The sequence below is a fragment of the Pseudoalteromonas sp. bablab_jr011 genome, from assembly GCF_016464045.1.
GTDB lineage: Bacteria > Pseudomonadota > Gammaproteobacteria > Enterobacterales > Alteromonadaceae > Pseudoalteromonas > Pseudoalteromonas lipolytica.
Map to the genome: position 1 here is coordinate 31,539 of NZ_JACDWU010000333.1, position 21,172 is coordinate 52,710.

Here is a 21,172-nt window from a genome sequence, read left to right on the forward strand (position 1 = left end):
GATGAAGAAGTTAACAGCGGCAACACTTGCTCTGTGTATTGCGACCCTAACAGGGTGTTCATCAAGTGATGACGAAGATGAATTAGTATTACCAGAAATTGTTAATCAGTTTGAAACAAAGGTTGTTTGGCAAGAGTCGATTGGTGATGGTGTTCAGCACTATTTTTCTCGCCTCACTCCAGCGGTATATAACGACGTTGTGTATGTTGCCAACCGTGAAGGTGAAGTAGAAGCCTTATCGCTTGAAAATGGCGATACTCTTTGGCATACCGATGTACGTGAAAACCCCGCTTTTTGGCCTTGGGAAACATCTGAGAGCGCTAAATTATCAGGCGGTATTTTACAAGCTTATGGTAAAATATTCGTTGGCTCTGAGCACGGCTATTTAACTGCTCTTGACCGCGAAACGGGTGAAATTATTTGGCGCAAAACAGTGCCGGGCGAAGTACTTTCAAAACCAGCTGCGGGCGATGGCCTAATATTCGTTAATTTGGGTTCTGCTAAATTACTGGCCATTCACCCAGACACAGGTGAAGAACGCTGGCGTTATGAGCAAGAAGTACCGCCACTAACACTGCGTGGCCAAAGCTCACCAACGGTTGCGAATGGTGGGGTATTAATAGGCCTTGAAACAGGCAAGCTCAACGTATTAATTTCAGAAAACGGTTATTCTGCTTGGAGCGCTGAAATTGCGTCACCAAAAGGGGCTTCTGAGTTTGAGCGTTTAGTTGATGTCGATACACAAGCTTTAATTAGCGGCCCATATGCTTATGCTATCGCCTATAATGGTAACTTAGCAGCCGTGGATATTCGCTCTGGTAATGTTGTATGGAAACGTGAGTACAGCAGCTACCGTGATTTATCGATGGACAGCCAATATATCTATATTGTTGACAGCAACGGTGTGGTATACGGCTTAGATAAAGTGTCTGGTATTGAACGTTGGAGCCAACCTGCTCTACGTGGCTGGTACTTAACAGGCCCAACAGTTGCTGGAAAATATTTAGCATTGGGTGACCAAGAAGGTAACCTACACTGGTTAGATAAAGAGTCGGGCGAGCTTGTATCGCGTGAAGACTTTGACAGCTCAGGTTTCTTTATTGAGCCTGTTGTTGCCGGTGACAAGTTAATTTTATACACCCGAGATGGTGAAGTTAGCGCGGTTAAAATTCCAGACTAACTTACTAATAGTAAACGTTATTTTTCTAAGGCTTCGCTTGGCGAAGCCTTTTGTTGTTTTTTAAAGAGGTAGTTTATGCTTCCCGTGATCGCTCTTGTTGGGCGACCCAATGTGGGCAAATCCACATTATTTAACCGTTTAACACGTACTCGTGACGCCCTCGTTGCCGATTTTCCAGGCTTAACACGAGATAGAAAATATGGCCAAGCTGACTATGATGGCTATGAATTTATCGTGGTAGACACGGGCGGTATTGACGGCTCTGAGCAAGGTATCGAAACTGAAATGGCTGAGCAATCGTTACTCGCGATTGAAGAAGCCGATATCGTATTATTTTTAGTTGATGCGCGCGCAGGCATGACAGCCGCAGACCAAGCAATTGCTAATCACCTACGTAAACAGCAGAAGAAATGCTTTGTTGTCGCAAACAAAGTAGATGGTATTGATGCTGACTCATACTGTGCAGAGTTTTTTCAATTAAGCTTAGGTGATATTCACCACATTGCCGCGGCTCACGGTCGTGGTATTACGCAGTTACTTGAAACAACACTTCAACCAGTTATCGCTGAAATGGCTGCACAAAACGATGACGTTGAAGAAAGTGATGACGAATTAATTGATCTTTACAGTGAAGACGACGACAGCGAAGAGAACCAACAAGCATTTGCAGATAAACCTGTAAAACTCGCAATCATTGGTCGCCCAAATGTGGGTAAGTCTACGCTGACTAACCGTATTTTAGGTGAAGAACGCGTTATCGTTTACGATATGCCAGGTACTACGCGCGACTCTATCTACATTCCGATGACGCGTAATGACAAAGAGTACATCCTTATTGATACCGCTGGTGTTCGTAAGCGTAAAAAAGTAAGCGACGTTGTTGAGAAATTTTCTGTTATCAAAACGCTGCAAGCTATTGAAGATGCGAACGTTGTATTACTGGTTGTTGATGCTCGCGAAGGCATTTCAGATCAAGACTTAAGCTTATTAGGGTTTGCCTTAAATGCAGGTCGTTCGCTCGTTGTAGCCGTAAACAAATGGGACGGCTTAGACGATTACGTTAAAGAGCGAATCAAATCTGAGCTTGACCGTCGTTTAGGCTTTATTGACTTTGCACGTTTACACTTTATCTCTGCGTTACACGGCACCGGTGTGGGCCACTTATTTGAATCAGTTGATGAAGCATATGAGTCTGCGACTAAGCGTATTAGTACTGCAATGCTACGTCGTATCATGGACATGGCTCAAGCGGATCATCAGCCACCTCTCGTTCGTGGCCGTCGTGTTAAGCTTAAATATGCGCATGCCGGTGGTTATAACCCACCACGTATCGTTATTCACGGTAATCAAGTTCATGACTTACCTGATAGCTATAAACGCTACCTAATGAACTACTATCGTAAAGCATTGAATATCATGGGGACACCTATCAAAATTGAATTTAGAGAAGGTGATAACCCATACGCAGGCCGCACTAATAAAGTGACCTTATCGCAAAAACGTAAAATACGTGCATTTGCGAAAGAAAACCGCAATAAGTCATAAACTTCATTCGGTCATGAAAAAACCTTGTACGCATTTGCCTACAAGGTTTTTTTATCCCTGCAAAACAGCAAAAACTGTGCTTTATTTATAGGACGAATAAAAACAAGAGCACAATGAATGGAGTTTATAAGTCAGGTTATTTACGTCGATAACGTAGAAGAAGTACTCGACTTTTATTATCAAGCATTTGGTTTTAATACCAATCATATAAGTGACGATGCAGAGTACGGCGAGCTCGTAACGGGCACGGTGAAATTAGCGTTTGCCACTCACCCACACGCGCAATCTTATTTTAAGCAAGGCTACATTCGCGCGCACCCTAAGCAACCCGCATTGGGATTTGAATTAAGATTTAGTTGTGAAAACCTAGCACAAAGCTACGATAAAGCTGTACTTGCAGGTGCTGAACCTTTATGCCCACCGACCAAAAAAGACGCCCAACATTATGCCTATGTAAGGGCCATTGAAGGTACATTGGTGTGCCTCATTGAGATTTAACTTTTTGTCAGCTCGGTATGCAGCTCTAGTGTCAGCACGCGAAGTTCCTCAAGGCGATCTAAGCTCATATTAGAGCGTGCCATTAACTTAGCCGTTAATTCTTCCGCGTCTGTTTTAAGCTGTATGCCCTGCTCTGTTAACGAGATCACTTTTTTGCGTTCATCTTCACTAGAGACTTGGCGAGTTAACAAACCTTTTGCTTCTAACCGTTTCACAATAGGGGTCAGTGTGCCTGAGTCTAAATGCGTATCAAAAGAAAGCTCTTTTAAGCTTACTTGATTTCTGTACCACAAAGAATGCATCACGATGTATTGCGGATAGGTTAAGTCATACGCTTCGAGTAAAGGGCGAAACGCTCTTATTAGCGCATTAGTCGCACTGTAAAGCGTAAAACACACATTGTCTGATAAGTTTTGAGTCATTGCAGTGCCTTAAAGATAATTACTGCGGCTATTATTACGTTAATTTACTTTGCGCGCAAATTATTTTCGAATAACACTTGCCATTTGCCTAAAAGATCATTAAATTGATCACAAATAGTTTGCGCGCAAATGTTTTGCGTGAATCTTAGTTTGTTATTTCACTAGCATTGCTAGATTAAAAAATACGAGGTTTTTATGGCTACAAGTCAACAGATTCATTTAGTATCACGCCCTACAGGCATGCCGACCCACAATAACTTCAAGCAAGTAGAAATAACATTGCCTGAACTACAAGACGGTGAAGTCTTAATTAAAAACACCTGGATGTCAGTCGACCCTTACATGCGCCCACGTATGATAGATCGTGAATCTTACATCGAACCCTTTAAATTAAACGACGTTATGGATGGCGGTGCCATTGGCGAAGTAATTGAATCACGTAACAACCAATTTCCTGTTGGCAGTAAAGTAACTCACCTTAGTGGCTGGCGCACTGCACACATTAGCGATGGCAGCGACTTAACCTTATTACCTGATGTTCCACTGCCTGATCAATTATTTTTAAGCACCATGGGTATGACAGGTTTAACTGCATGGGCAGGCCTTACAAAAGTTATCACTCTAAAAGAAACAGACACTGTGTTTGTGTCTGCTGCATCTGGCGCAGTCGGCAGTGTTGTGTGCCAAATTGCTAAGCTAAAAGGCTGTAAAGTTATCGCCTCGGTGGGTTCAGATGAAAAAGCACGCATGGTTAAAGACTTAGGGGTTGATGCTGTAATCAACTACAAAACCGTTGAAAACCTTACTCAAGCACTTCAGCAAGCCGCTCCACAAGGGATTGATGTTTACTTTGAAAATGTCGGTGGCGACCACCTTGAAGCAGCATTAAATGTGATCAACGATTACGGCCGCATTCCTGTTTGTGGCATGATCTCAGGTTACAACAACGACACGGCGCAACCTGGGCCAAATAACTTATTCTTCATTAACTCTAAAAAGTTAACCGTACAGGGCTTTATTGTTATTGATTATTTTGACCAACTCCCTGAATTTATCGAGCAAATGGGCGCATGGCTCAGTGAAGGTAAAGTTAAGTCTGAAGAAACAGTATACGAAGGCATAGAAAATGCCGTAAATGCTTTTCTTGGTTTATTCGAAGGTAAGAATAAGGGCAAAATGCTGGTTAAGCTATAACACGCTAAACGTGTAATAAACAGCCTGTGTCTTCGCTGACACAGGCTTTTTAAAAGTGAACAAATTTAAAAAATACCATCGTCGAAACCAGAACTGTTTACGATTTAAACGCCCTTGAAAAGAAAACAGTACATCACAAATAGCTAAATCTCGAGGTTTCGAGAGGTACATCGCTTTGCGAGTTAGCTCAGCCTCAGGGGCTTTATATAGGTTATCAGCCATTCAAAAGCGATAAGTATGCCAGCTGTGCCAGTTTTTCTAATGATGAGCTTGTCTTAGATCCTGGTTTTTCAGCATCAACAGAATAACGCCTTTTTGGGATCTTAACTTGAATAAAGCCATGGTTGTTTGCCATATCGAGACGTAATAGTTCACGTTCTTTTGGGGTTAGGTGATTTTCATGAATTTTTTCAAGTTCACCATTATCAAGCCAAATCGCGGCACAGTTGGGGCACTCATCTAACTCAACTACTTTAAGCGGGGTAAAAAAACGCCGCATCATCACGATATCAGGGCACTTAGGCCAATTAATCCGCTTGGTAAGATCAATGCATTCTGTCGGTAATGTTTGTAAGTGTGCGACCAGCAGCTGTGCTGTTTTTAAATTGGGATCGCTGAAGTGAAATATTTGCCGATTATCAAAAAACACGCCACCCGTTGATGAAAAATACACCTTAGTATCGCCAATACTCACCTCATTAAGGGGTGTATTTGTGCGTGGACAATCCATAACACATCCTTGTTTTTAATATTAGTTAAGCGCTTTTAAAATAAGCGGTTTTAATGGTTCTGGCAATGCGATTTGCCCAGCTAAAACAAACTCATGTGCTTCACTCGACATTTTTTGCCATGTTTTACGAATGATCCCCAGCCATTTCGCCTCGTCGTAATCAGGTTTACTCATTGCAAAATCAAGCATGTAATGCTCAATAAATACCAAACTTGCAATATCTTCTATCAGCTGGCTGTCAGGGTTATGTTTAATGTTCTTTTTAGCAACCGCAGCATACACACGCTCACAATCAGCTATTGAATAGCCCGCAGTTTTCATTAGCGCAGTCACTCGCTCAGCATGAAAATCGTATAACGCGCCTCGCCACTGATAATAACCCTGCTTACCTAAAGGGAAATCACTGCGAGGTGAGCGCCAACGTTCAATATGCTGACCTCGTGCAGCAATGTGCATTAACTCATCAGCGTCAGGTTTAAAACGCGTTAGCATGTCTGTCATACGCATCGCATAAAGGAATTCTTTTGCATATGACTGCCCCTCGAACTTCACACTATTTGGATCAGCATTATTTGCATTATCTATTGCTTTTATTACAGCTTGGTACATAGGAGTTCTTTCTTAAGTATTTGCAAGTTATTGTAATCTGGTCTGTTACATTTTGCTATTTTGTTGAAATTGATGAGTAATTATTGAGCTTTGCTAGACAATAAAGCAACCCTAAACTAGTATTTTTCAGTAAGTAATTTCATACTTTAATTGCCTAAGAGTTTAGGGATGCCCTTGCTGAAGAAAAATAAAATCTCTCAATCGTTACTTTCCTTTATCATTAGTTTCGGCTTATTTTCAACGATTGCATTCAAGGTGTATTTTGATAGGCAAGAAATGCATGAGCTGGAACAAAAAACGATTCTGAATAGTTACAGTAGCGATGTTGAAAAGGCCATTCTCAATGCCCTACAAGGCCCTTATTTAGTGCGCGCTGCAATGCGTGACTATTCGTACACACAAGAGCAGTTCGAAACACTCGCCAAACAAATCCTAAATCACAGCGATGGCAGCCAAACGATCCAGTTGGCGCCAAACGGAATTATTGCCTACAGCTATCCATTACTAAGCCATGAAAGTGTCATCAATGCAGACTTATTCAAAAACAAAACCATTCAAGATTCTTTGCAAAAAACGATACAAACCAAACAAATGCAACTTGATGGGCCTAAAGAGCTCTCACAAGGTGGGCAAGGGTTAGTCGCACGCTTACCTATTTTTAAACAAGACACCCTTTGGGGCTTTAGTATTGCTGTGCTGCGCTTTCCTGAATTTATAAGCAATATTAAACCTAAACTTGCCTCTGCATCTCATCGTTTTGAAGTCTGGCAAAAACAAGACACCAATTACCGGCCTTTACTCGCTAATCAGACGTTTGATGAAAGTGAATGGCTAACTCAGCCGATCATGATAAAAAATCAGCAATGGGTAGTCGGCATTAAAGACCAATTTATATTGCGTAGTCACACCGAAATTGCTGTTTTACTGCTGTTCTCACTGCTGTTGTCATCTATCAGCTGTTATTTGTTTTTTATCACGGCGCGTCTTCGCGAGCACGAGCATAATTTAGAAGAATTAGTGCAAAAGCAAACAGTCGAACTTTCAGAACAAGCGTTAGCACTCAAACAAGCACAATCATTGAGTGGTGTGGGGAGCTGGCACTTATCACCCGATACGGGAACGCGTCATTTATCAGCCCAAGCCAAAGTGCTTTTTAACTCAGATTCGGCAGAACAAACGATCAACGCTATCTGTAACAGCATCGACAGTTTTTATAAAAATGCCTTTTTAAATTTTATCAATTCACGCCCAAATACGCCTATAGAGCTTGAGTACACCATAAAAATTAATGGCGAAAAGCGCTGGTTTCACGAACTTGCAGAGTGGAACTTTAAAACCAACACTTTAGTGGGGACTGTCGAAGACGTCAGTGACGAAAAACACCAGCAACATGAACTCTATCGGCAGGCTAATTTTGATCCAATGACCGGACTGGCTAATCGCCATTACACTGAAAAATACATCACCAGCTTATGTCCTCAAAATCAATATAACTCAGGACTTACCTTGTTATGCGTTGAAATAAAAGGCTTTCGACAACTCGAAGATATCTATGGTCATAATTTCATAAACGAATTACAAATAATCATTGCCAATCGTTTAATAGAGTTTGCAGAGCACTACCACGCATTTTGCGCCCATATTAAACCCGGGTGTTTTCTACTGCTGTTAAAAGAAGCTATTTTTGATGAAAAGCTTGCAACCTTTGTTGATAAACTTCAACACCAAGTTGCTGGTTTAATTGAAACCGCAGGCACGGCCCACTTTTATCATTTTTATATTGGTGTGGGTTATCCTCATTTACAAAGTCTCGATGCAAGAGAGCAAATTAATACGGCACTTATTGCAATGAATGAGTGCCATAGCTTAGAAAAAACATTCACTATTTACAGCCAGTCTCTAAAAGATAAGCTGATAGCAAAGAGCGACTTAGAAAGTGATTTGCGTCACGCCCTCTCTACCGGTAAGCAATTGAGTATGGTTTACCAACCCATTCTTAATACCAAAACAGGGGCGTTGGTTGCATGCGAGGCATTAGTTAGGTGGCAGCATCCTGTTAGGGGCTATGTGTCACCAAACGAATTTATCGCCATTGCAGAGCAGTCTGCGTTGATCAACTTATTATCGCGGTGGATCATTGCCAAAGTCGCTGAAGACTGTCACCGATTAGTGGAAAATAACATTCGTATAAGAATGTCGATAAACCTGTCTCGTAAACAGTTTTCAGATGCGCATCTCGTAAAACGTTTAAGCCAAGAAAAAATGACCTTGTTCCCGGCAGATCAAGAAATAAACCTTGAGATCACTGAGTCTGCTCTTTTTCAAAACACACAATATGCCATTAGCTTAATGCACAAACTAAAAACAGCGGGCTTTGATTTATCGCTTGATGACTTTGGAACGGGTTATTCATCGCTTGCGTCCATACAGCAATTCCCCCTTGATAACGTGAAAATAGACCGCGCGTTTATTTGTAATTGCGTTGAAAACCCGCGTGACGGTCTTTTTTTACAAACCATGAGTGACTTGGCGCATCATTTAAACTTAACCATCACTGCCGAGGGGGTCGAAAGCTCAGAACAATGGCAACTGGTCAGTGATAAAGGCATTGATTACATTCAAGGGTATTTAATTTCAATGCCATTACCAATCGAAAAGTTTATTGAATTTGATCCTGCCCCGTAAGATCGCGGGCAATACTTTGCTGAGGCTTTTCAATCATTCGGGTAAGTTCTGTGCCATCATCACTGATAATGATGGTAGGGGTGTAACGTAAGTCATGCTTCTTTGCGAGGCCGTTAGGGTCGAGTTTGTCGTAGCCAACCGCAACTAAACGCAATGAACCAAGTTGCACTTTAGCCATATCAAGCAATTTTAAAAAGCGCGGTACTTCGCGTTTTGAATCATGGCACCACGTGCCTAAAAAAACTAAAGCTTGCTTGCCTTGCAGTGCTTTTATTGTGTTTAGGTCATTTTCGCTTGGCGAATAGTCTTCATATTCTTCGCTAAATTCAGCGTAGTTTTTAAGTAAGTCTGCAACCGTTATATCGCCAGCATAGGGCGCTTCAGCGGCAAACAGCGTCGTTGACAAAAGCACCACAAAGGCACTCAATACATATTTCATAATTATTATTCTCTACGCTATTAAAGTCCCACAATAACTAATTGCGCTTATTTACACCAGTTTTAGGTGCGTTCAAAACAACACTAAACGTTCTAAAATAAACCTCTACGATGAGTAGGGTTAAATCAACATCCCGACTTTCAATTCGGCCTATGAACACACGCTATTCGCAAAATCTTAAAATCTACCCTATTATATTAGTTATAACTAATATAATGAGAATCACCATGGTCACAGCAAAAAGAGTCAGCGGTCTTTTAGTACTTTTCAGCTCAATGAGCTATGCACAAACAACACCGCCTAATATCGCGAGTTTGGAGAGCGAAGCCGTTGAGCGCATTGCATTGTTTGCAAACACACTCAAGTCTGAACTTGGTGAGGCAATACAGCAAGGTGGGCTTGTTGCAGGGATTGAAGTGTGCCAAATGAAGGCGCCCGCTATCGCTGAAAGTTTATCTATCAATGGCTGGAAAGTCGCTCGTAAAAGCAGCAAAAACCGAAACCCGAACAATAAACCTGATGGTTGGGAGGCCGAGAAAATAGCCGAACTTCTGGACATGCTACGAAACAGCGAAAGCATCGAGAATGTCACATTTTCAACCACCCGCGATGGTCAGTTTCGCTTTGCCAAAGCCATAAAAGTTGCCCCGATGTGTTTAGCCTGTCACGGTGAAAAAATATCACCAGAGGTAAAACAAGCGCTCAATAATCATTACCCTAACGACTTAGCAACTGGGTATAAACTAGGCGATTTAAGAGGCATTTTTTCTGTGAGCAAAACACTGGAAACCCCCTAATACAATGCCATGATGGTGTATTTGTAAGTAACTTAGGCTCGCATAGTGCACCATTAGCCATTAATATAAGCGCAAATAAAATTAACCTAGGTGTAGTTTATGTCGACCCCTCCTTGCCCAAAGTGTCAATCGGAATACGTATACCCAGATCAAAACAACCTCATATGCCCTGAATGTGGGCATGAATGGAATCCAACGGCTGTAAATAGCGATGACGTGATCACAGTAAAAGATGCCAACGGCACTTTATTGGTCGATGGCGACAAAGTGACAGTTGCTAAAGATTTAAAAATCAAAGGCAGCTCACAAGTCATTAAAATTGGCACCAAAGCTGTTATTCGCCGAGTGCTCGATAAAAAAGACCACGAGCTCGACTGTAAAGTAGACGGTATCGGCGAAATGATGGTCACCGCAAAATTTGTAAAGAAAGCTTAAGCTTGCGCGTCCTCAGCCAGCCATGACAACATGGCGCTGCGGACAACTTCAACATGCTCGCCGCCCACAGTCCAGTGACAAACACCTTCAAGCTCAATAAACTGAGCCTTATTTCGGGCATATTTTTTTGCCATTGCTCGCTGTGCTTTGATGGGGGTCACCCTGTCTTTATTGCCCGCAATGATAAGTATTGGGCAGCGAATTGATGCACTATTAACGCGTGAATAACCCGTTGGAAAAAAGCCACTTACCCCCATTTGAAATGTAGCCCGCCCCGACTCATAAGTCGCATGCTGATATATTAGCTGCTGAACCGAATCAGGTTGCGTATTCGCAATACCATAACGAATCTGCGCAAGCGTGATGTGTGTTACCCGCCGCCATAGCGGAAATAAAAATAAATTACGTCCAAATGTGCGAATAACAGACCAACTCCATGCATTGATCCCCCCCGGTGCCGCTGATGAAAGTAAAATAAGCTTGGCAACATGCGTCCTTGCTGCGACCAATTGAGCCAGTAACCCCCCCATCGAATGACCAACAATAATGGCAGGCCTATCAAGCTTGGCTATTTCTGCCATAATAAACGCAACATAATCTTGTAAGCGCAGCTTCGCTAATGTCTGTTTATCTGCCGTTGTATAACTTGATTTGTCAAAATGCATCGGCAACGTTAATGCATGAACTTCAAAGCCCTGTTGCGTAAATACTGCCGCCACGTCTTGCATAGCCACTGCGGTGCTCCACATACCATGAATAAGGACAACGGGTGGTTTATTTTTAAACTGTGTATTCATGCCGTTCATACCATTTATTAACCCATCGAAACGACAGCTTATGTGTGCTGATGTCGATGTTTGTCGTTTTTAAATTGTAAAACATCATTGGCAATTGGGTCCTGAGTGAGCGTTTGTTTATCTTTACCATAATGCATTGTTACCACCCACGGTGGTTAAACAATAAAAGCCCAATTGTGGCTTTTATTTCACACAGGCTCGCTTTTAGTAACAAGCCGTTCGGGTATGTGTAAGGTACGCTGCGGAAATGGAATCGTTAAGCCTGCGTCTTCGATAGACTCTTTAACGCGCTTATTTAAATCCCAATACGTTTGCCAATAATCGTCATTTTTAGCCCACGCTCTAAGCTGTATATTAACTGCACTTTCGGCCATAGCCGATACCATAACGTGAGGTGCAGGTTCTAAAAGTAAGCGAGGTTCGCTGGCAGCAATACGTTTTAAAACATCGAACCCTTCATCAATCGAATCGGCATACGAAATACCCACAACAATATCCATGCGGCGTTTACCATTTCGAGTAAAGTTTTTAATATTGTTGCCCCACACAATCCCGTTCGGTGATGCGATATATAAGCCATCGATGGTTTGAAAAATAGTGGTGAACAAATTAACTTCAGAAACTGTTCCTTGCATTGAACCTATTTCAACAAAGTCACCCACTTTAAACGGCCTTAAAATAAGCAACATCATGCCAGCAGCAATATTACTTAAAGTATCTTTAAGCGCTAAACCTATCGCGAGGCCTGCGGCCCCCACTAACGCAATCAAACTTGCGGTATTTACGCCAAAAATATCTAAAATAAACACACCACCAATCACATATACCGTATAGCCTGTAACCGATGACAAAATAGGCAAGAGTGTGTCGTCTACTTTATTCAGTTTTGAATGAGAGTTTTTAATCGCCTTTTTCACAGACTTGGCGATAAGCGCACTGGCAATCAAAATTACAATCGCCAGCACCAATTTGTAGCCCAGCGCAATAATAGTCTGTGAGTGATTAAGCCAAAAATCGCTAACCGTTTGTTTCATACTATGTCCTGTATAATATATTTATATTTCAATTTGTTAACTTAATTGCTTACTGAAAACAGTAACCACGCATTATAGGCACAGTACACAAGCAGTAGCCCAACCCCTTCAACTCTGTTTATTCTGCCAGTCCTGCGATAACCATAAGCAAACACTAATAAACATAGCGTTAAAGAGAACATCGCTAACCAATCACGCATTAATAAATCACTTGAAAGATTAACGGCAGGCGCAATAACACCAGCAATGCCTGTCACCGCTAAAATATTAAACATGTTAGAGCCAATCACGTTACCAATGGCAATATCGTGTTCACCTTTTCGCGCTGCGACAACTGAGGCGGCAAGTTCAGGTAACGACGTACCCAGTGCCACAATAGTTAAGCCAATAATTAAATCGCTTATTCCCATAAGTTCAGCAATATTTACCGCCCCCCACACAAGTAAACGAGAGCTGGCAATGAGTACAATAAGCCCGATGACTAACCAAGTAATAGCCGCCTTAAGCGACATAGGTTGGGCACTCAGTTCCTGCTCAACATCGTTTTGTAAGGTATCGTTTTTGCTTTTTAGCGCAGCAAAAATACTCCAGCCAATAAAGGCTAGAAACCCAAGTAATAATACAATGGCATCAAAACGCGTTAGGCTGTTGTCCCATATCAACACAGCAAGCAAAATACTAACAAGCAGTAATAGTGGTAGCTCTTTTTTAACAATCGTTGAATGAACAACAATCGGCGAGATAATAGCTGTAAGGCCCAATATCAGCCCTATATTTACGATATTTGACCCAACGGCATTCCCTAAGGCAAGCTCGGGGCTGCCGTCTGCCGCCGCCATAGCTGACACCAACATTTCTGGCGCAGACGTGCCAAAGCCAACAACGACCATACCAATTAAAAGAGTTGGCATACCCGCATATTTAGCACTGACAGCGGCACCATCAACAAATCGATCGGCACTCCAAATCAGCAATGCAAAACCGCATAAAATAGCGAGGACAAAAGTAATCATATGAACTCCCGGCGCATCAGTGGTAACAAAATGACCGACTTGAACATTGCGTAGTCACCCAGACCACACGCTAGAAAAGTAATAAACACGAGCAGGCTCCTTAGGGCGGAATACAATAAGGCATGCACTATGCCCGCCCGGAACACAGTAGATGCCTTAAGTCTTGTCAATCCATACTACGGACATGAACGCCACGAACGAATGTTCGGAGACTGTTGACGTTCATCTTAGTAACTAAGCGACTACTCCCCTAAGGTTAGGCGAAGACTATATAACCAAAAGTCACAAGTACAAAGTAAAATCTACACCTTTTTTACTTGTTTTTTTACCACGATTCGACTTCTTAAACAGAGTAACGTTCGACGACAATACCCGCCACATCACATGCTTTACAGTGCAACTCCCAACCACCAGCCCAAGTTCGAGCATGAAGACTTGCACGGCAAAGTGGACACACTTCATCAGCAAATGTACTTGGAGTTAACGCTTTTGCACGCTTAGAAAAAAACCTTAAAAACCACAAAATGTTATCATCGATGTTTATCGCAAGATCGCGACGTAAGGTATCGCAAAATGCGTTAAAGACTGCCTGCTTGTATTCCCGTTCATGTTCAGGCGATTTTGCAGCATACAGGCCAAGATAGTGATCGATTTCTTTAACACGTTCAGGCCATGCGTGTGCGTCTATATGATGTTGGCAATCAATCAGTTCTGCCAATGTATAATTTGCGTAATCTGGTTTTATCATCGTAAATTTCCTCCTTAAAACTCACTCACTCGGATAAAGAGAGCCATTTTTATTTATCGCTGCTAACCACTGCTCAAACAAGGTATTAGCATCAGCCAGCTCATTCTGTGACAAGCGTGGGGTTCTGTGACAAGCGTGGGGAGTGCTTTTGCTCAAACCAAGCATAGCGATTATATAAATCATTATTTTGCGTCATTTCCATAAGCAAACGATTAATCGCATAGGCTTTAGCCGCACTGTTTACGCCCACTTGCTCATCGACAAACATATACGTGCTTTTTCATTTCCCTGCATCGCTGCGCGCTCTATGAATTCTGCCCTTGCAAGTTTAGTAGGAAATTGCGAACGCACATAAAATTCAGGTGTTAAACGTAGACATAGCATCCCACGATAAAATGCAAATTGCTAGATTACGCTAGCCCAAAAAACTTGAATGCAAGACATAGCTGCCCAACAGGTGCCTTACACTCAAGCATTAAAAATATGCTAGCGAGTCAGCATATTAACGGCCATTATAATAAGCAAAGTGGCAAATATTTTTTTGATCAATGACACTGGCCATGTCTGCGTTGCTAGGGCCCCCCAAGGCGCAGTAAACCAAGACGTACAAACAATACCCAACAGAGCCGGTAAATAAACAAACCCTGCAAAACCGTCTTGCAATGCAAAGTACTGACTACCCGCACTGATGTAACCTACCGAACCAAATAGCGCAATAACAATGCCACAAGCCGATGCGCAACCAATGGCTTTTTTCATATCGACTGAAAAAAACGTTAATAATGGCACAAGCACCGCACCGCCCCCAATACCTATCATGGCCGATAAACCACCGGTGATTGTGGTTAAAAATGTAAGCAGGCCTTTATTAGGTAATTGGCGCGCAGTGGATGTATCTCCCCTGCCCCCAAAAATCATTTTAAGCGCAATGAGCACAACGCAAATAGCGAATACTAACCTCACCACATTTTCTGGTAATAACGCCGCAATAAACCCACTGATGAGCGCACCAAGTGCCACACCAACCATCACCCAAGGCGCAATTTCCCATGGCACATTGCCATTTTTATGATGCGCTATTGCTGACGACGTTGAAGTAAAAAGTATGGATGCCAATGAGGTTGCAATAGCCACTACCACGACCTGCTCTGCGGGTAAGACATTAAAGTGCAGTAATATAATGCTGAGTATTGGCACAATCACTAAACCGCCACCAATCCCTAATAAACCGGCTAAAAACCCAACGCCACTGCCAAGTAAAGCGCAGTAAAGCACCAACACGATTAATTCACTCATTCCCTTTATCTCTGTTATTCGTTTAGATTTCGAGTATATCAATTAAAGGAACAATAGTTGCGGCGTTAAGTATTGAATATTACTCACGTTTCACATGAAAAAACCACATCATAGCCTCACTCACTTAGCCATCTAGACTTTCAAAGTATGTTTAAGTGCTTTGCACCCATATTAAATACACACCACAAGAGTGCGTCCCTTTAATGTATGAATCGCATTCATGTTTTACCTGAAATAAAAACGTTTTTCTTCATGCTCCAGAGCACGTATAAATTTATTAACGCTGCAAAGGTTACTAAAGCTAATTGAGTAGCCTGCTATGACTAACACAGCGATAAATAATTAAACAGCAGTCACGTTTTCGGATTAAACATTGGATACCTACAGCCATGAAAAATGATTTTACATTTACTATTAAGCGCATTTGCTTGGATGAAAACTACCATCCATCAAACAGCACGCGTATCACTACCAACTTTGCAAACTTAGCAAGAGGCGAAAGCCGTAAACAGAATCTACGCAATGCTTTAAAAATGATTAATAATCGTTTTAATGCCTTAGCAAATTGGGATAACCCACAAGGCACTCGCTACTCTGTTGAACTGGAAATTATTTCTGTTGATATCGATATTGCGAACAGTGGTGACGTTTTTCCCTCTATTGAAGTGTTAAAAACGAATATTATTGATCACCAGACCGATGAACGAATCGAAGGCATTGTGGGTAACAACTTCTCATCTTATGTTCGCGACTATGACTTTAGTGTGTTGCTGCTTGATCATAATAAAAGTAAAAGCCAATTTAGCATCCCCGATAACTTTGGCGACTTACACGGCAAGCTGTTTCAACACTTTGTAAGCTCTGATACTTACAAAAGCCACTTTAAAAAACCACCGGTTATTTGCTTAAGCGTGTCAGACAACAAAACCTATCACCGCACTGAAAACCAGCATCCAATTTTAGGGGTAGAGTATCAGCCAAATGAAACATCATTAACTGAACAATACTTCAAAAAAATGGGCTTACAAGTGCGTTACTTTATGCCTCCTAACAGTGTGGCTCCTCTGGCATTCTATTTTTTTGGTGATTTGCTTAACGATTACACTAACCTTGAGCTTATCAGCACCATTAGCACCATGGAGACCTTTCAAAAGATCTACAGGCCAGAAATTTATAACGCCAATGCAGTCGCAGGGAGCCGTTATAAACCAAACTTAAAGAACCAAGATCATTCATTAACACAGATTATTTATGACCGTGAAGAGCGCAGTCAGTTAGCTGTTGCACAAGGCAAGTTTGCCGAACAATACTTTATAAAGCCCTATAAAACAGTGCTTGAGCAATGGTCTAGCAATCTGGCCTAATAACAAGATAACTAAGCGATTATTATGAAAAAATTATTACCTACTTCAACCGCTGGCAGCTTGCCAAAACCGTCTTGGTTGGCACAGCCAGAAACGCTTTGGTCACCCTGGAAATTACAAGGAAGTGAACTTAGCGATGGCAAGCATGATGCTCTACGTGTTTCGTTACATGAACAACAGTTAGCAGGTGTTGATATTGTGAGTGATGGCGAACAAACCCGCCAGCACTTTGTCACCACCTTTATTGAACACTTAACAGGGGTTGACTTCGAAAACCGTAAAACCGTTAAAATACGTGACCGTTACGATGCCAGTGTGCCGTGTGTTGTTGGACCTGTATCACGTACCAAACCGGTGTTTGTTGACGATGCCAAATTTTTACGCGCACAAACCAAGCAGCCAATCAAATGGGCGTTGCCGGGTCCGATGACCATGATCGACACCCTGTACGATGACCATTATCACAGCCGCGAAAAGCTCGCCTGGGAATTTGCTAAAATTCTTAATCAAGAGGCCAAAGAGCTTGAAGCTGCAGGTGTCGATATCATTCAATTTGATGAGCCCGCTTTTAATGTGTTTTTTGACGACGTTAACGACTGGGGAATTGCCTGCCTTGAAAGAGCAATCGAAGGGCTGCAATGCGAAACCGCCGTTCATATTTGTTACGGTTACGGCATTAAAGCCAATACCGATTGGAAACAAACATTGGGCAACGAGTGGCGCCAATACGAGGAAATATTTCCTAAGCTACAAAAATCGAATATCGATATAATTTCACTCGAATGTCATAACTCGCGTATACCAATTGAATTACTTGAGCTGATCCGTGGAAAAAAAGTGATGGTAGGCGCTATTGATGTCGCACGCAATGAAATAGAAACCCCAGAAGAGGTTGCCGCAACACTGCGTGAAGCACTCAAATATGTTGATGCCGATAAGCTCTACCCTTGCACCAACTGCGGCATGGCCCCATTGCCCCGAGATATCGCAAATGACAAATTAAAAGCCCTCAGCGCAGGGACAGAGCTTGTACGAAAAGAGCTGCTAGCTAATTAATCCTCACGAAAAACAACGACATTACAGATAAACAAGCAGGTAGCGTGCTACACGACACCTGCTTTTTTACTTCACGCTATTCAAAAAATCGTAATTCCTTAATTTTAAGCAATTTCTGAATGTTTAATCACCCTTTCCGACTGGCTAACATAACTACATTCACCAATACTGTAACGGCAATAAACACAACCCAATAAAAAATAAGGAACCTTGATGCTGTCGAATATACCGCGCTTTAAAATTGACGATATTTTGATGGCCATCAAAAACAACGAGTTCTTTTTAGTCGCACAGCCACAAGTCAACCTCGACACATACGAACTGGTCGGGTTTGAATTTCTGGCACGCTGGAACCATCCTAAATATGGTGTCATCGCACCATTTCATTTTATTGATCTACTTGAAATAAATGAACAATGTTATTTATTAACGCTCACACTGTTTGAGCGAATGCTGCAGACCATTCAGTCCCTTGATAATACGAAAACGGCTATTCACTATTCATTAAATATGTCAGCTAATGACCTCACCATTGAAGGCTTCGCCAAACAAATCGGTCATTTAATCAATCAATACCAGATAAATGCAGATTCGATTGTACTCGAAGTCACCGAAACCGCAGGTATTTTCAGCAACCAAAGCGTGGCAAACCTGAGACAACTCAGTCAATTGGGTATTCAACTTGCTATTGATGATTTCTGGACGGGCTTTTCGACACTCGAAACAATTCGGTTAAATGTGTTTAGCGAAGTAAAAATTGACTACTCCTTAACCTCGCAGCTTATTAATGACAAAGCAAGCATGGCAGGCATGAACGCTATTCTTCAACTGTGCAGTGATTTAGAGCTGCGTTGTGTAATCGAAGGCATAGAAACCTGCATGGCACGAGGCATTCTTATTGAAGCAGGTGCCAAAATTGGTCAGGGCTTTTTATTTGACAAAGGGGTTGAGGAGCACGCTCTTAAAGAGTGGATTACTAATTATACTCACAGTCAATACAGCGCAAAATGTGATAACGCCACATTGTTACTCAGTGAAAAAGAGCTTCGTTTACTAGAGCTTCGCCCACATCCTTCTTGGCTATGGGATTTCAACACCAATAAAGTCATTTGGGCAAATCGTTCTGGGGTTAAATTTTGGGGAGTAGAGAGCCTCAAAAACTTACAAGCAAAAACATTCAACTTAATGAGTTACTCAGTTAAAACACGGCTAAAAAGCTATTATCGACGCTTTGTTTCAGGAGAAGCCGAAATAAGTTCTGAATGGGATTTTTACCCAAATGGTCGGCACAAAAAAGTCTTTTGTATTCAAATCCCCCGCGTTTCACAAGAAGGTAACTACGTTATGATGGTGCATGCGTTTGAAGGGTTTCATTCGCGCCTCCCCAATAAAAAGCACTTCGATTCAACAAACCAGTTCCCTGCCCCTTTTATCATTGTTAATGAGCAAGGAGCGCTAACACGAATCAATAAACACGCCCATATTGAGATTGATATTCAAACAGACCAAATTAGCGAAATAATTGCCTCTGATGATTTTCAAAACATAAAATCAGCCTGCCGAGGTGGGCATTTGGTGCAAACATTTGTAAAAAACCAAAAGAGTGATTGCCAAGACGTACTCTACATTCGCGCTTTAATGGTGCCGGATCAAAATACGTCTGAACAATGTGTTTACCACATAGTGTTAGTGCCTATCAGCGATTTACTCGCCAACGAGATACCCGCGCTAAAACCTGTAGACAATTAAAATTAACACCAATAGGAAGAACAAAACACATTACATTGACCATAGAATAAGCGTAATAACAATATTCAGTAACTTATTCAATGTTCTACCCCCTCATAGCAACACGACATTTAGGCATTAAGGTTGAAAATGTTCTAGCAATTTACTGTCTTGTTGTAATCTAACAAATACCCGCAAACTATCCCTCATAAGCAAAGAAGCCTACCGAAAGGAAAAGTGACAATATATTTTTCATGGTATCCAGTATTTTACCCATATGGACTTAACCTAATTTCATTGTTATTTCAGTCGAATACTTCATTTCTATCCCGCATAAGCGCGCACGGATAATGATAATCACTGCTCCATCAATGAAGACCCGTATTCATTGTCACTGTGCTTGAGGACTCAAGTTACTTCATGATTTTCTCAAACCTGAAAAAGTCTTCTTCGTTGATGCCAGAATCATCAATATCCTGAACCACAGAATCACCGTCAATATGGTGTTTATTAAAGAATTCAACAATATGAAAACCACACTTATTTACGTAAAAGTTAATATTTCTTTTTTCAAAATAAGGCGTGACTGTTGTCCAAACTTTAGTATCTGGGTACGCAGCTTCAATGGCTTTCCATGTCGCCAGCCCTAAACCTTTGTTATGATTTTCTGGGTAAATAAAAAACAAATCGAGGCTGTTATATTGGCTATCTGTATTAATATTCAACACAACACCCCCCACCCTCTTTTGTTCATATACTATATGAGATACAACAGCGCCTTTTGCGTTAAAAGACGTCGTTATATCCTCATCTGATGGTATGGGTTCACTGTGTGAAACTCCATATTGCTTCAATAATAAACAAAGCGCTGAACTACGTCTTTTCTCCTTAACGAGCACAACTAGTGTTAATGTGCTTATTAAGAGTTTTGTTTTTTAATCCACCTATTTGTAAATAATAAAACTAAAAATAAGCCTAAAAAGAAAACATGTACTGCAACAAGAACATAGTATATCTGGGGATTTTGTTGGACAAAGTAGTCAGTATTTCCTTTCCAAGAAATATAGCCTTTCGAAAAAGCATAATACAATTTGGTAGCTAATATTATGCTGAGTAAAGCCATGATGGTTTTTACGAGAACGAACCTTGCAAAAAAATCACGCTTTTCGAGAGCTTGCCGTTCTTGAGGCTTATTGGCTGCGACCTCAATCTGTTGGCAAATTATAAAATACCTAAGTGGATGAGCTTGCTGATCAATTGAGCTACGTGCCTCCAATAACTCTTGTAGGCTATAGTTTGAGTAATCTGGCTCCATTTGAGTATCCTGTGTAGATGCCTAACATTTTAAAGTACCCTCGTCGCTTATTTTCTTGAGTATATACGCGAACGACATAGTTCGGAAATTAATTAACTAATATTTAAAGCCAACCTCAATGTCTGGTTTGATCTTCCCCTTAATTTGTTTTGGGGCGTGCGACGTGAAGTCGTATGAAGCGCTGTTCACCGCTTAATGAGTGAACCATCTGTATCACCAGATGATCCTAGGAGCCTGAATAAAGTAGCGGCTCTGACAATGTAACGAAGGTTGGTATGCGCCAATCG

At 41.6% G+C, this 21,172-nt stretch carries 22 protein-coding genes; 10 read left to right on the forward strand and 12 right to left on the reverse strand.

Features of this window, described 5'->3' with window-relative positions; genetic code table 11:
* Position 1 precedes the first annotated feature (1 nt).
* The 3 genes from bamB (at position 2) to JIG41_RS22380 (ending at position 3,223) form a co-directional block, all read left to right on the forward strand.
* Positions 2-1,180 (forward strand): outer membrane protein assembly factor BamB, encoded by a 1,179-nt coding sequence (bamB, locus tag JIG41_RS22370; protein ID WP_199525493.1) that lies wholly within the window; start codon positions 2-4, stop codon positions 1,178-1,180.
* A gap of 75 nt (positions 1,181-1,255) precedes the next feature.
* Positions 1,256-2,725: a ribosome biogenesis GTPase Der gene (gene der / locus JIG41_RS22375; protein ID WP_036972413.1), complete on the forward strand. Its 1,470-nt coding sequence runs from the start codon at positions 1,256-1,258 to the stop codon at positions 2,723-2,725.
* Between the two features lie 117 nt (positions 2,726-2,842).
* Complete coding sequence (locus JIG41_RS22380) at positions 2,843-3,223, forward strand: VOC family protein (RefSeq protein ID WP_036972420.1); 381 nt, start codon at positions 2,843-2,845, stop codon at positions 3,221-3,223.
* Here the strand turns inward: JIG41_RS22380 and JIG41_RS22385 are convergent.
* Positions 3,220-3,645 carry a MarR family winged helix-turn-helix transcriptional regulator gene (locus JIG41_RS22385; protein ID WP_036972421.1) on the reverse strand — a complete coding sequence of 142 codons (426 nt, stop codon included), beginning with the start codon at positions 3,643-3,645 and terminating at the stop codon, positions 3,220-3,222. The two genes, JIG41_RS22380 and JIG41_RS22385, sit on opposite strands and share 4 nt — an antisense overlap.
* Before the next feature lie 195 nt (positions 3,646-3,840).
* Between JIG41_RS22385 and JIG41_RS22390 the strand changes: the two genes are divergently transcribed.
* Positions 3,841-4,839: an NADP-dependent oxidoreductase gene (locus JIG41_RS22390; protein WP_199525494.1), complete on the forward strand. Its 999-nt coding sequence runs from the start codon at positions 3,841-3,843 to the stop codon at positions 4,837-4,839.
* Between the two features lie 214 nt (positions 4,840-5,053).
* On the opposite strand, the gene JIG41_RS22395 is transcribed toward JIG41_RS22390, so the two are convergent.
* Together JIG41_RS22395 and JIG41_RS22400 are read right to left on the reverse strand one after the other, a co-directional pair.
* Positions 5,054-5,569, reverse strand: a complete 516-nt coding sequence (locus tag JIG41_RS22395; protein ID WP_199525495.1) for a zf-TFIIB domain-containing protein — start codon at positions 5,567-5,569, stop codon at positions 5,054-5,056.
* A gap of 21 nt (positions 5,570-5,590) precedes the next feature.
* Positions 5,591-6,178 (reverse strand): DUF4202 domain-containing protein, encoded by a 588-nt coding sequence (locus JIG41_RS22400; RefSeq protein ID WP_036972426.1) that lies wholly within the window; start codon positions 6,176-6,178, stop codon positions 5,591-5,593.
* Between the two features lie 174 nt (positions 6,179-6,352).
* Here JIG41_RS22400 and JIG41_RS22405 point away from each other — a divergent pair, with 174 nt between their 5' ends.
* Positions 6,353-8,863, forward strand: coding sequence for a bifunctional diguanylate cyclase/phosphodiesterase (locus tag JIG41_RS22405; RefSeq protein WP_199525496.1), 2,511 nt, complete (start codon positions 6,353-6,355; stop codon positions 8,861-8,863).
* Here JIG41_RS22405 and JIG41_RS22410 read toward each other — a convergent pair.
* Positions 8,838-9,302 carry a thioredoxin family protein gene (locus JIG41_RS22410; protein WP_036972428.1) on the reverse strand — a complete coding sequence of 155 codons (465 nt, stop codon included), beginning with the start codon at positions 9,300-9,302 and terminating at the stop codon, positions 8,838-8,840. The two genes, JIG41_RS22405 and JIG41_RS22410, sit on opposite strands and share 26 nt — an antisense overlap.
* Before the next feature lie 227 nt (positions 9,303-9,529).
* On the opposite strand from JIG41_RS22410, the gene JIG41_RS22415 reads away from it, so the two are divergent.
* The gene (locus JIG41_RS22415) at positions 9,530-10,099 is read left to right on the forward strand and encodes a DUF3365 domain-containing protein (protein WP_065979608.1); all 570 of its coding nucleotides are present in this window, start codon (positions 9,530-9,532) and stop codon (positions 10,097-10,099) included.
* A 99-nt stretch (positions 10,100-10,198) separates the two neighbouring features.
* Positions 10,199-10,534 (forward strand): zinc ribbon domain-containing protein YjdM, encoded by a 336-nt coding sequence (locus tag JIG41_RS22420; RefSeq protein WP_074988514.1) that lies wholly within the window; start codon positions 10,199-10,201, stop codon positions 10,532-10,534.
* Here JIG41_RS22420 and JIG41_RS22425 read toward each other — a convergent pair.
* The 6 genes from JIG41_RS22425 to JIG41_RS22450 form a co-directional block, all read right to left on the reverse strand.
* Positions 10,531-11,331: an alpha/beta hydrolase gene (locus tag JIG41_RS22425; RefSeq protein WP_065979609.1), complete on the reverse strand. Its 801-nt coding sequence runs from the start codon at positions 11,329-11,331 to the stop codon at positions 10,531-10,533. The genes JIG41_RS22420 and JIG41_RS22425 overlap by 4 nt on opposite strands.
* A gap of 188 nt (positions 11,332-11,519) precedes the next feature.
* Positions 11,520-12,365, reverse strand: a complete 846-nt coding sequence (locus JIG41_RS22430) for a mechanosensitive ion channel family protein (protein WP_075593436.1) — start codon at positions 12,363-12,365, stop codon at positions 11,520-11,522.
* 41 nt (positions 12,366-12,406) lie between these two features.
* Entirely contained in the window at positions 12,407-13,378 is a 972-nt protein-coding gene (locus JIG41_RS22435) for a calcium/sodium antiporter (protein ID WP_118845063.1), read from the reverse strand.
* Between the two features lie 343 nt (positions 13,379-13,721).
* Complete coding sequence (locus tag JIG41_RS22440; RefSeq protein ID WP_199525497.1) at positions 13,722-14,126, reverse strand: hypothetical protein; 405 nt, start codon at positions 14,124-14,126, stop codon at positions 13,722-13,724.
* 100 nt (positions 14,127-14,226) lie between these two features.
* Positions 14,227-14,394 carry a hypothetical protein gene (locus tag JIG41_RS22445; RefSeq protein ID WP_199525498.1) on the reverse strand — a complete coding sequence of 56 codons (168 nt, stop codon included), beginning with the start codon at positions 14,392-14,394 and terminating at the stop codon, positions 14,227-14,229.
* A gap of 218 nt (positions 14,395-14,612) precedes the next feature.
* The gene (locus JIG41_RS22450) at positions 14,613-15,422 is read right to left on the reverse strand and encodes a sulfite exporter TauE/SafE family protein (protein ID WP_036972438.1); all 810 of its coding nucleotides are present in this window, start codon (positions 15,420-15,422) and stop codon (positions 14,613-14,615) included.
* A 389-nt stretch (positions 15,423-15,811) separates the two neighbouring features.
* Between JIG41_RS22450 and JIG41_RS22455 the strand changes: the two genes are divergently transcribed.
* The 3 genes from JIG41_RS22455 to JIG41_RS22465 all read left to right on the forward strand — a co-directional run bounded on the left by JIG41_RS22455 (position 15,812) and on the right by JIG41_RS22465 (position 19,591).
* Positions 15,812-16,786 carry a DUF1852 domain-containing protein gene (locus JIG41_RS22455; protein WP_036972439.1) on the forward strand — a complete coding sequence of 325 codons (975 nt, stop codon included), beginning with the start codon at positions 15,812-15,814 and terminating at the stop codon, positions 16,784-16,786.
* A gap of 24 nt (positions 16,787-16,810) precedes the next feature.
* Positions 16,811-17,842 (forward strand): methionine synthase, encoded by a 1,032-nt coding sequence (locus tag JIG41_RS22460; protein WP_180311772.1) that lies wholly within the window; start codon positions 16,811-16,813, stop codon positions 17,840-17,842.
* A 213-nt stretch (positions 17,843-18,055) separates the two neighbouring features.
* Positions 18,056-19,591 carry an EAL domain-containing protein gene (locus JIG41_RS22465; RefSeq protein WP_199525499.1) on the forward strand — a complete coding sequence of 512 codons (1,536 nt, stop codon included), beginning with the start codon at positions 18,056-18,058 and terminating at the stop codon, positions 19,589-19,591.
* 392 nt (positions 19,592-19,983) lie between these two features.
* Here JIG41_RS22465 and JIG41_RS22470 read toward each other — a convergent pair whose 3' ends face one another.
* Positions 19,984-20,295 (reverse strand): hypothetical protein, encoded by a 312-nt coding sequence (locus JIG41_RS22470; RefSeq protein WP_199525500.1) that lies wholly within the window; start codon positions 20,293-20,295, stop codon positions 19,984-19,986.
* A gap of 194 nt (positions 20,296-20,489) precedes the next feature.
* Entirely contained in the window at positions 20,490-20,885 is a 396-nt protein-coding gene (locus JIG41_RS22475) for a hypothetical protein (RefSeq protein ID WP_199525501.1), read from the reverse strand.
* Positions 20,886-21,172: the final 287 nt, after the last annotated feature.

Excerpts from the sequence above, each read along its gene's own strand:
- bamB (WP_199525493.1), top strand. The coding sequence starts at position 2 with ATGAAGAAGTTAACAGCGGCAACACTTGCTCTGTGTATTGCGACCCTA.
- der (WP_036972413.1), top strand. The coding sequence starts at position 1,256 with ATGCTTCCCGTGATCGCTCTTGTTGGGCGACCCAATGTGGGCAAATCC.
- JIG41_RS22380 (WP_036972420.1), top strand. The coding sequence starts at position 2,843 with ATGGAGTTTATAAGTCAGGTTATTTACGTCGATAACGTAGAAGAAGTA.
- JIG41_RS22385 (WP_036972421.1), bottom strand. The coding sequence starts at position 3,645 with ATGACTCAAAACTTATCAGACAATGTGTGTTTTACGCTTTACAGTGCG.
- JIG41_RS22390 (WP_199525494.1), top strand. The coding sequence starts at position 3,841 with ATGGCTACAAGTCAACAGATTCATTTAGTATCACGCCCTACAGGCATG.
- JIG41_RS22395 (WP_199525495.1), bottom strand. The coding sequence starts at position 5,569 with ATGGATTGTCCACGCACAAATACACCCCTTAATGAGGTGAGTATTGGC.
- JIG41_RS22400 (WP_036972426.1), bottom strand. The coding sequence starts at position 6,178 with ATGTACCAAGCTGTAATAAAAGCAATAGATAATGCAAATAATGCTGAT.
- JIG41_RS22410 (WP_036972428.1), bottom strand. The coding sequence starts at position 9,302 with ATGAAATATGTATTGAGTGCCTTTGTGGTGCTTTTGTCAACGACGCTG.
- JIG41_RS22415 (WP_065979608.1), top strand. The coding sequence starts at position 9,530 with ATGGTCACAGCAAAAAGAGTCAGCGGTCTTTTAGTACTTTTCAGCTCA.
- JIG41_RS22420 (WP_074988514.1), top strand. The coding sequence starts at position 10,199 with ATGTCGACCCCTCCTTGCCCAAAGTGTCAATCGGAATACGTATACCCA.
- JIG41_RS22425 (WP_065979609.1), bottom strand. The coding sequence starts at position 11,331 with ATGAATACACAGTTTAAAAATAAACCACCCGTTGTCCTTATTCATGGT.
- JIG41_RS22430 (WP_075593436.1), bottom strand. The coding sequence starts at position 12,365 with ATGAAACAAACGGTTAGCGATTTTTGGCTTAATCACTCACAGACTATT.
- JIG41_RS22435 (WP_118845063.1), bottom strand. The coding sequence starts at position 13,378 with ATGATTACTTTTGTCCTCGCTATTTTATGCGGTTTTGCATTGCTGATT.
- JIG41_RS22440 (WP_199525497.1), bottom strand. The coding sequence starts at position 14,126 with ATGATAAAACCAGATTACGCAAATTATACATTGGCAGAACTGATTGAT.
- JIG41_RS22445 (WP_199525498.1), bottom strand. The coding sequence starts at position 14,394 with ATGTTTGTCGATGAGCAAGTGGGCGTAAACAGTGCGGCTAAAGCCTAT.
- JIG41_RS22450 (WP_036972438.1), bottom strand. The coding sequence starts at position 15,422 with ATGAGTGAATTAATCGTGTTGGTGCTTTACTGCGCTTTACTTGGCAGT.
- JIG41_RS22455 (WP_036972439.1), top strand. The coding sequence starts at position 15,812 with ATGAAAAATGATTTTACATTTACTATTAAGCGCATTTGCTTGGATGAA.
- JIG41_RS22460 (WP_180311772.1), top strand. The coding sequence starts at position 16,811 with ATGAAAAAATTATTACCTACTTCAACCGCTGGCAGCTTGCCAAAACCG.
- JIG41_RS22465 (WP_199525499.1), top strand. The coding sequence starts at position 18,056 with ATGCTGTCGAATATACCGCGCTTTAAAATTGACGATATTTTGATGGCC.
- JIG41_RS22475 (WP_199525501.1), bottom strand. The coding sequence starts at position 20,885 with ATGGAGCCAGATTACTCAAACTATAGCCTACAAGAGTTATTGGAGGCA.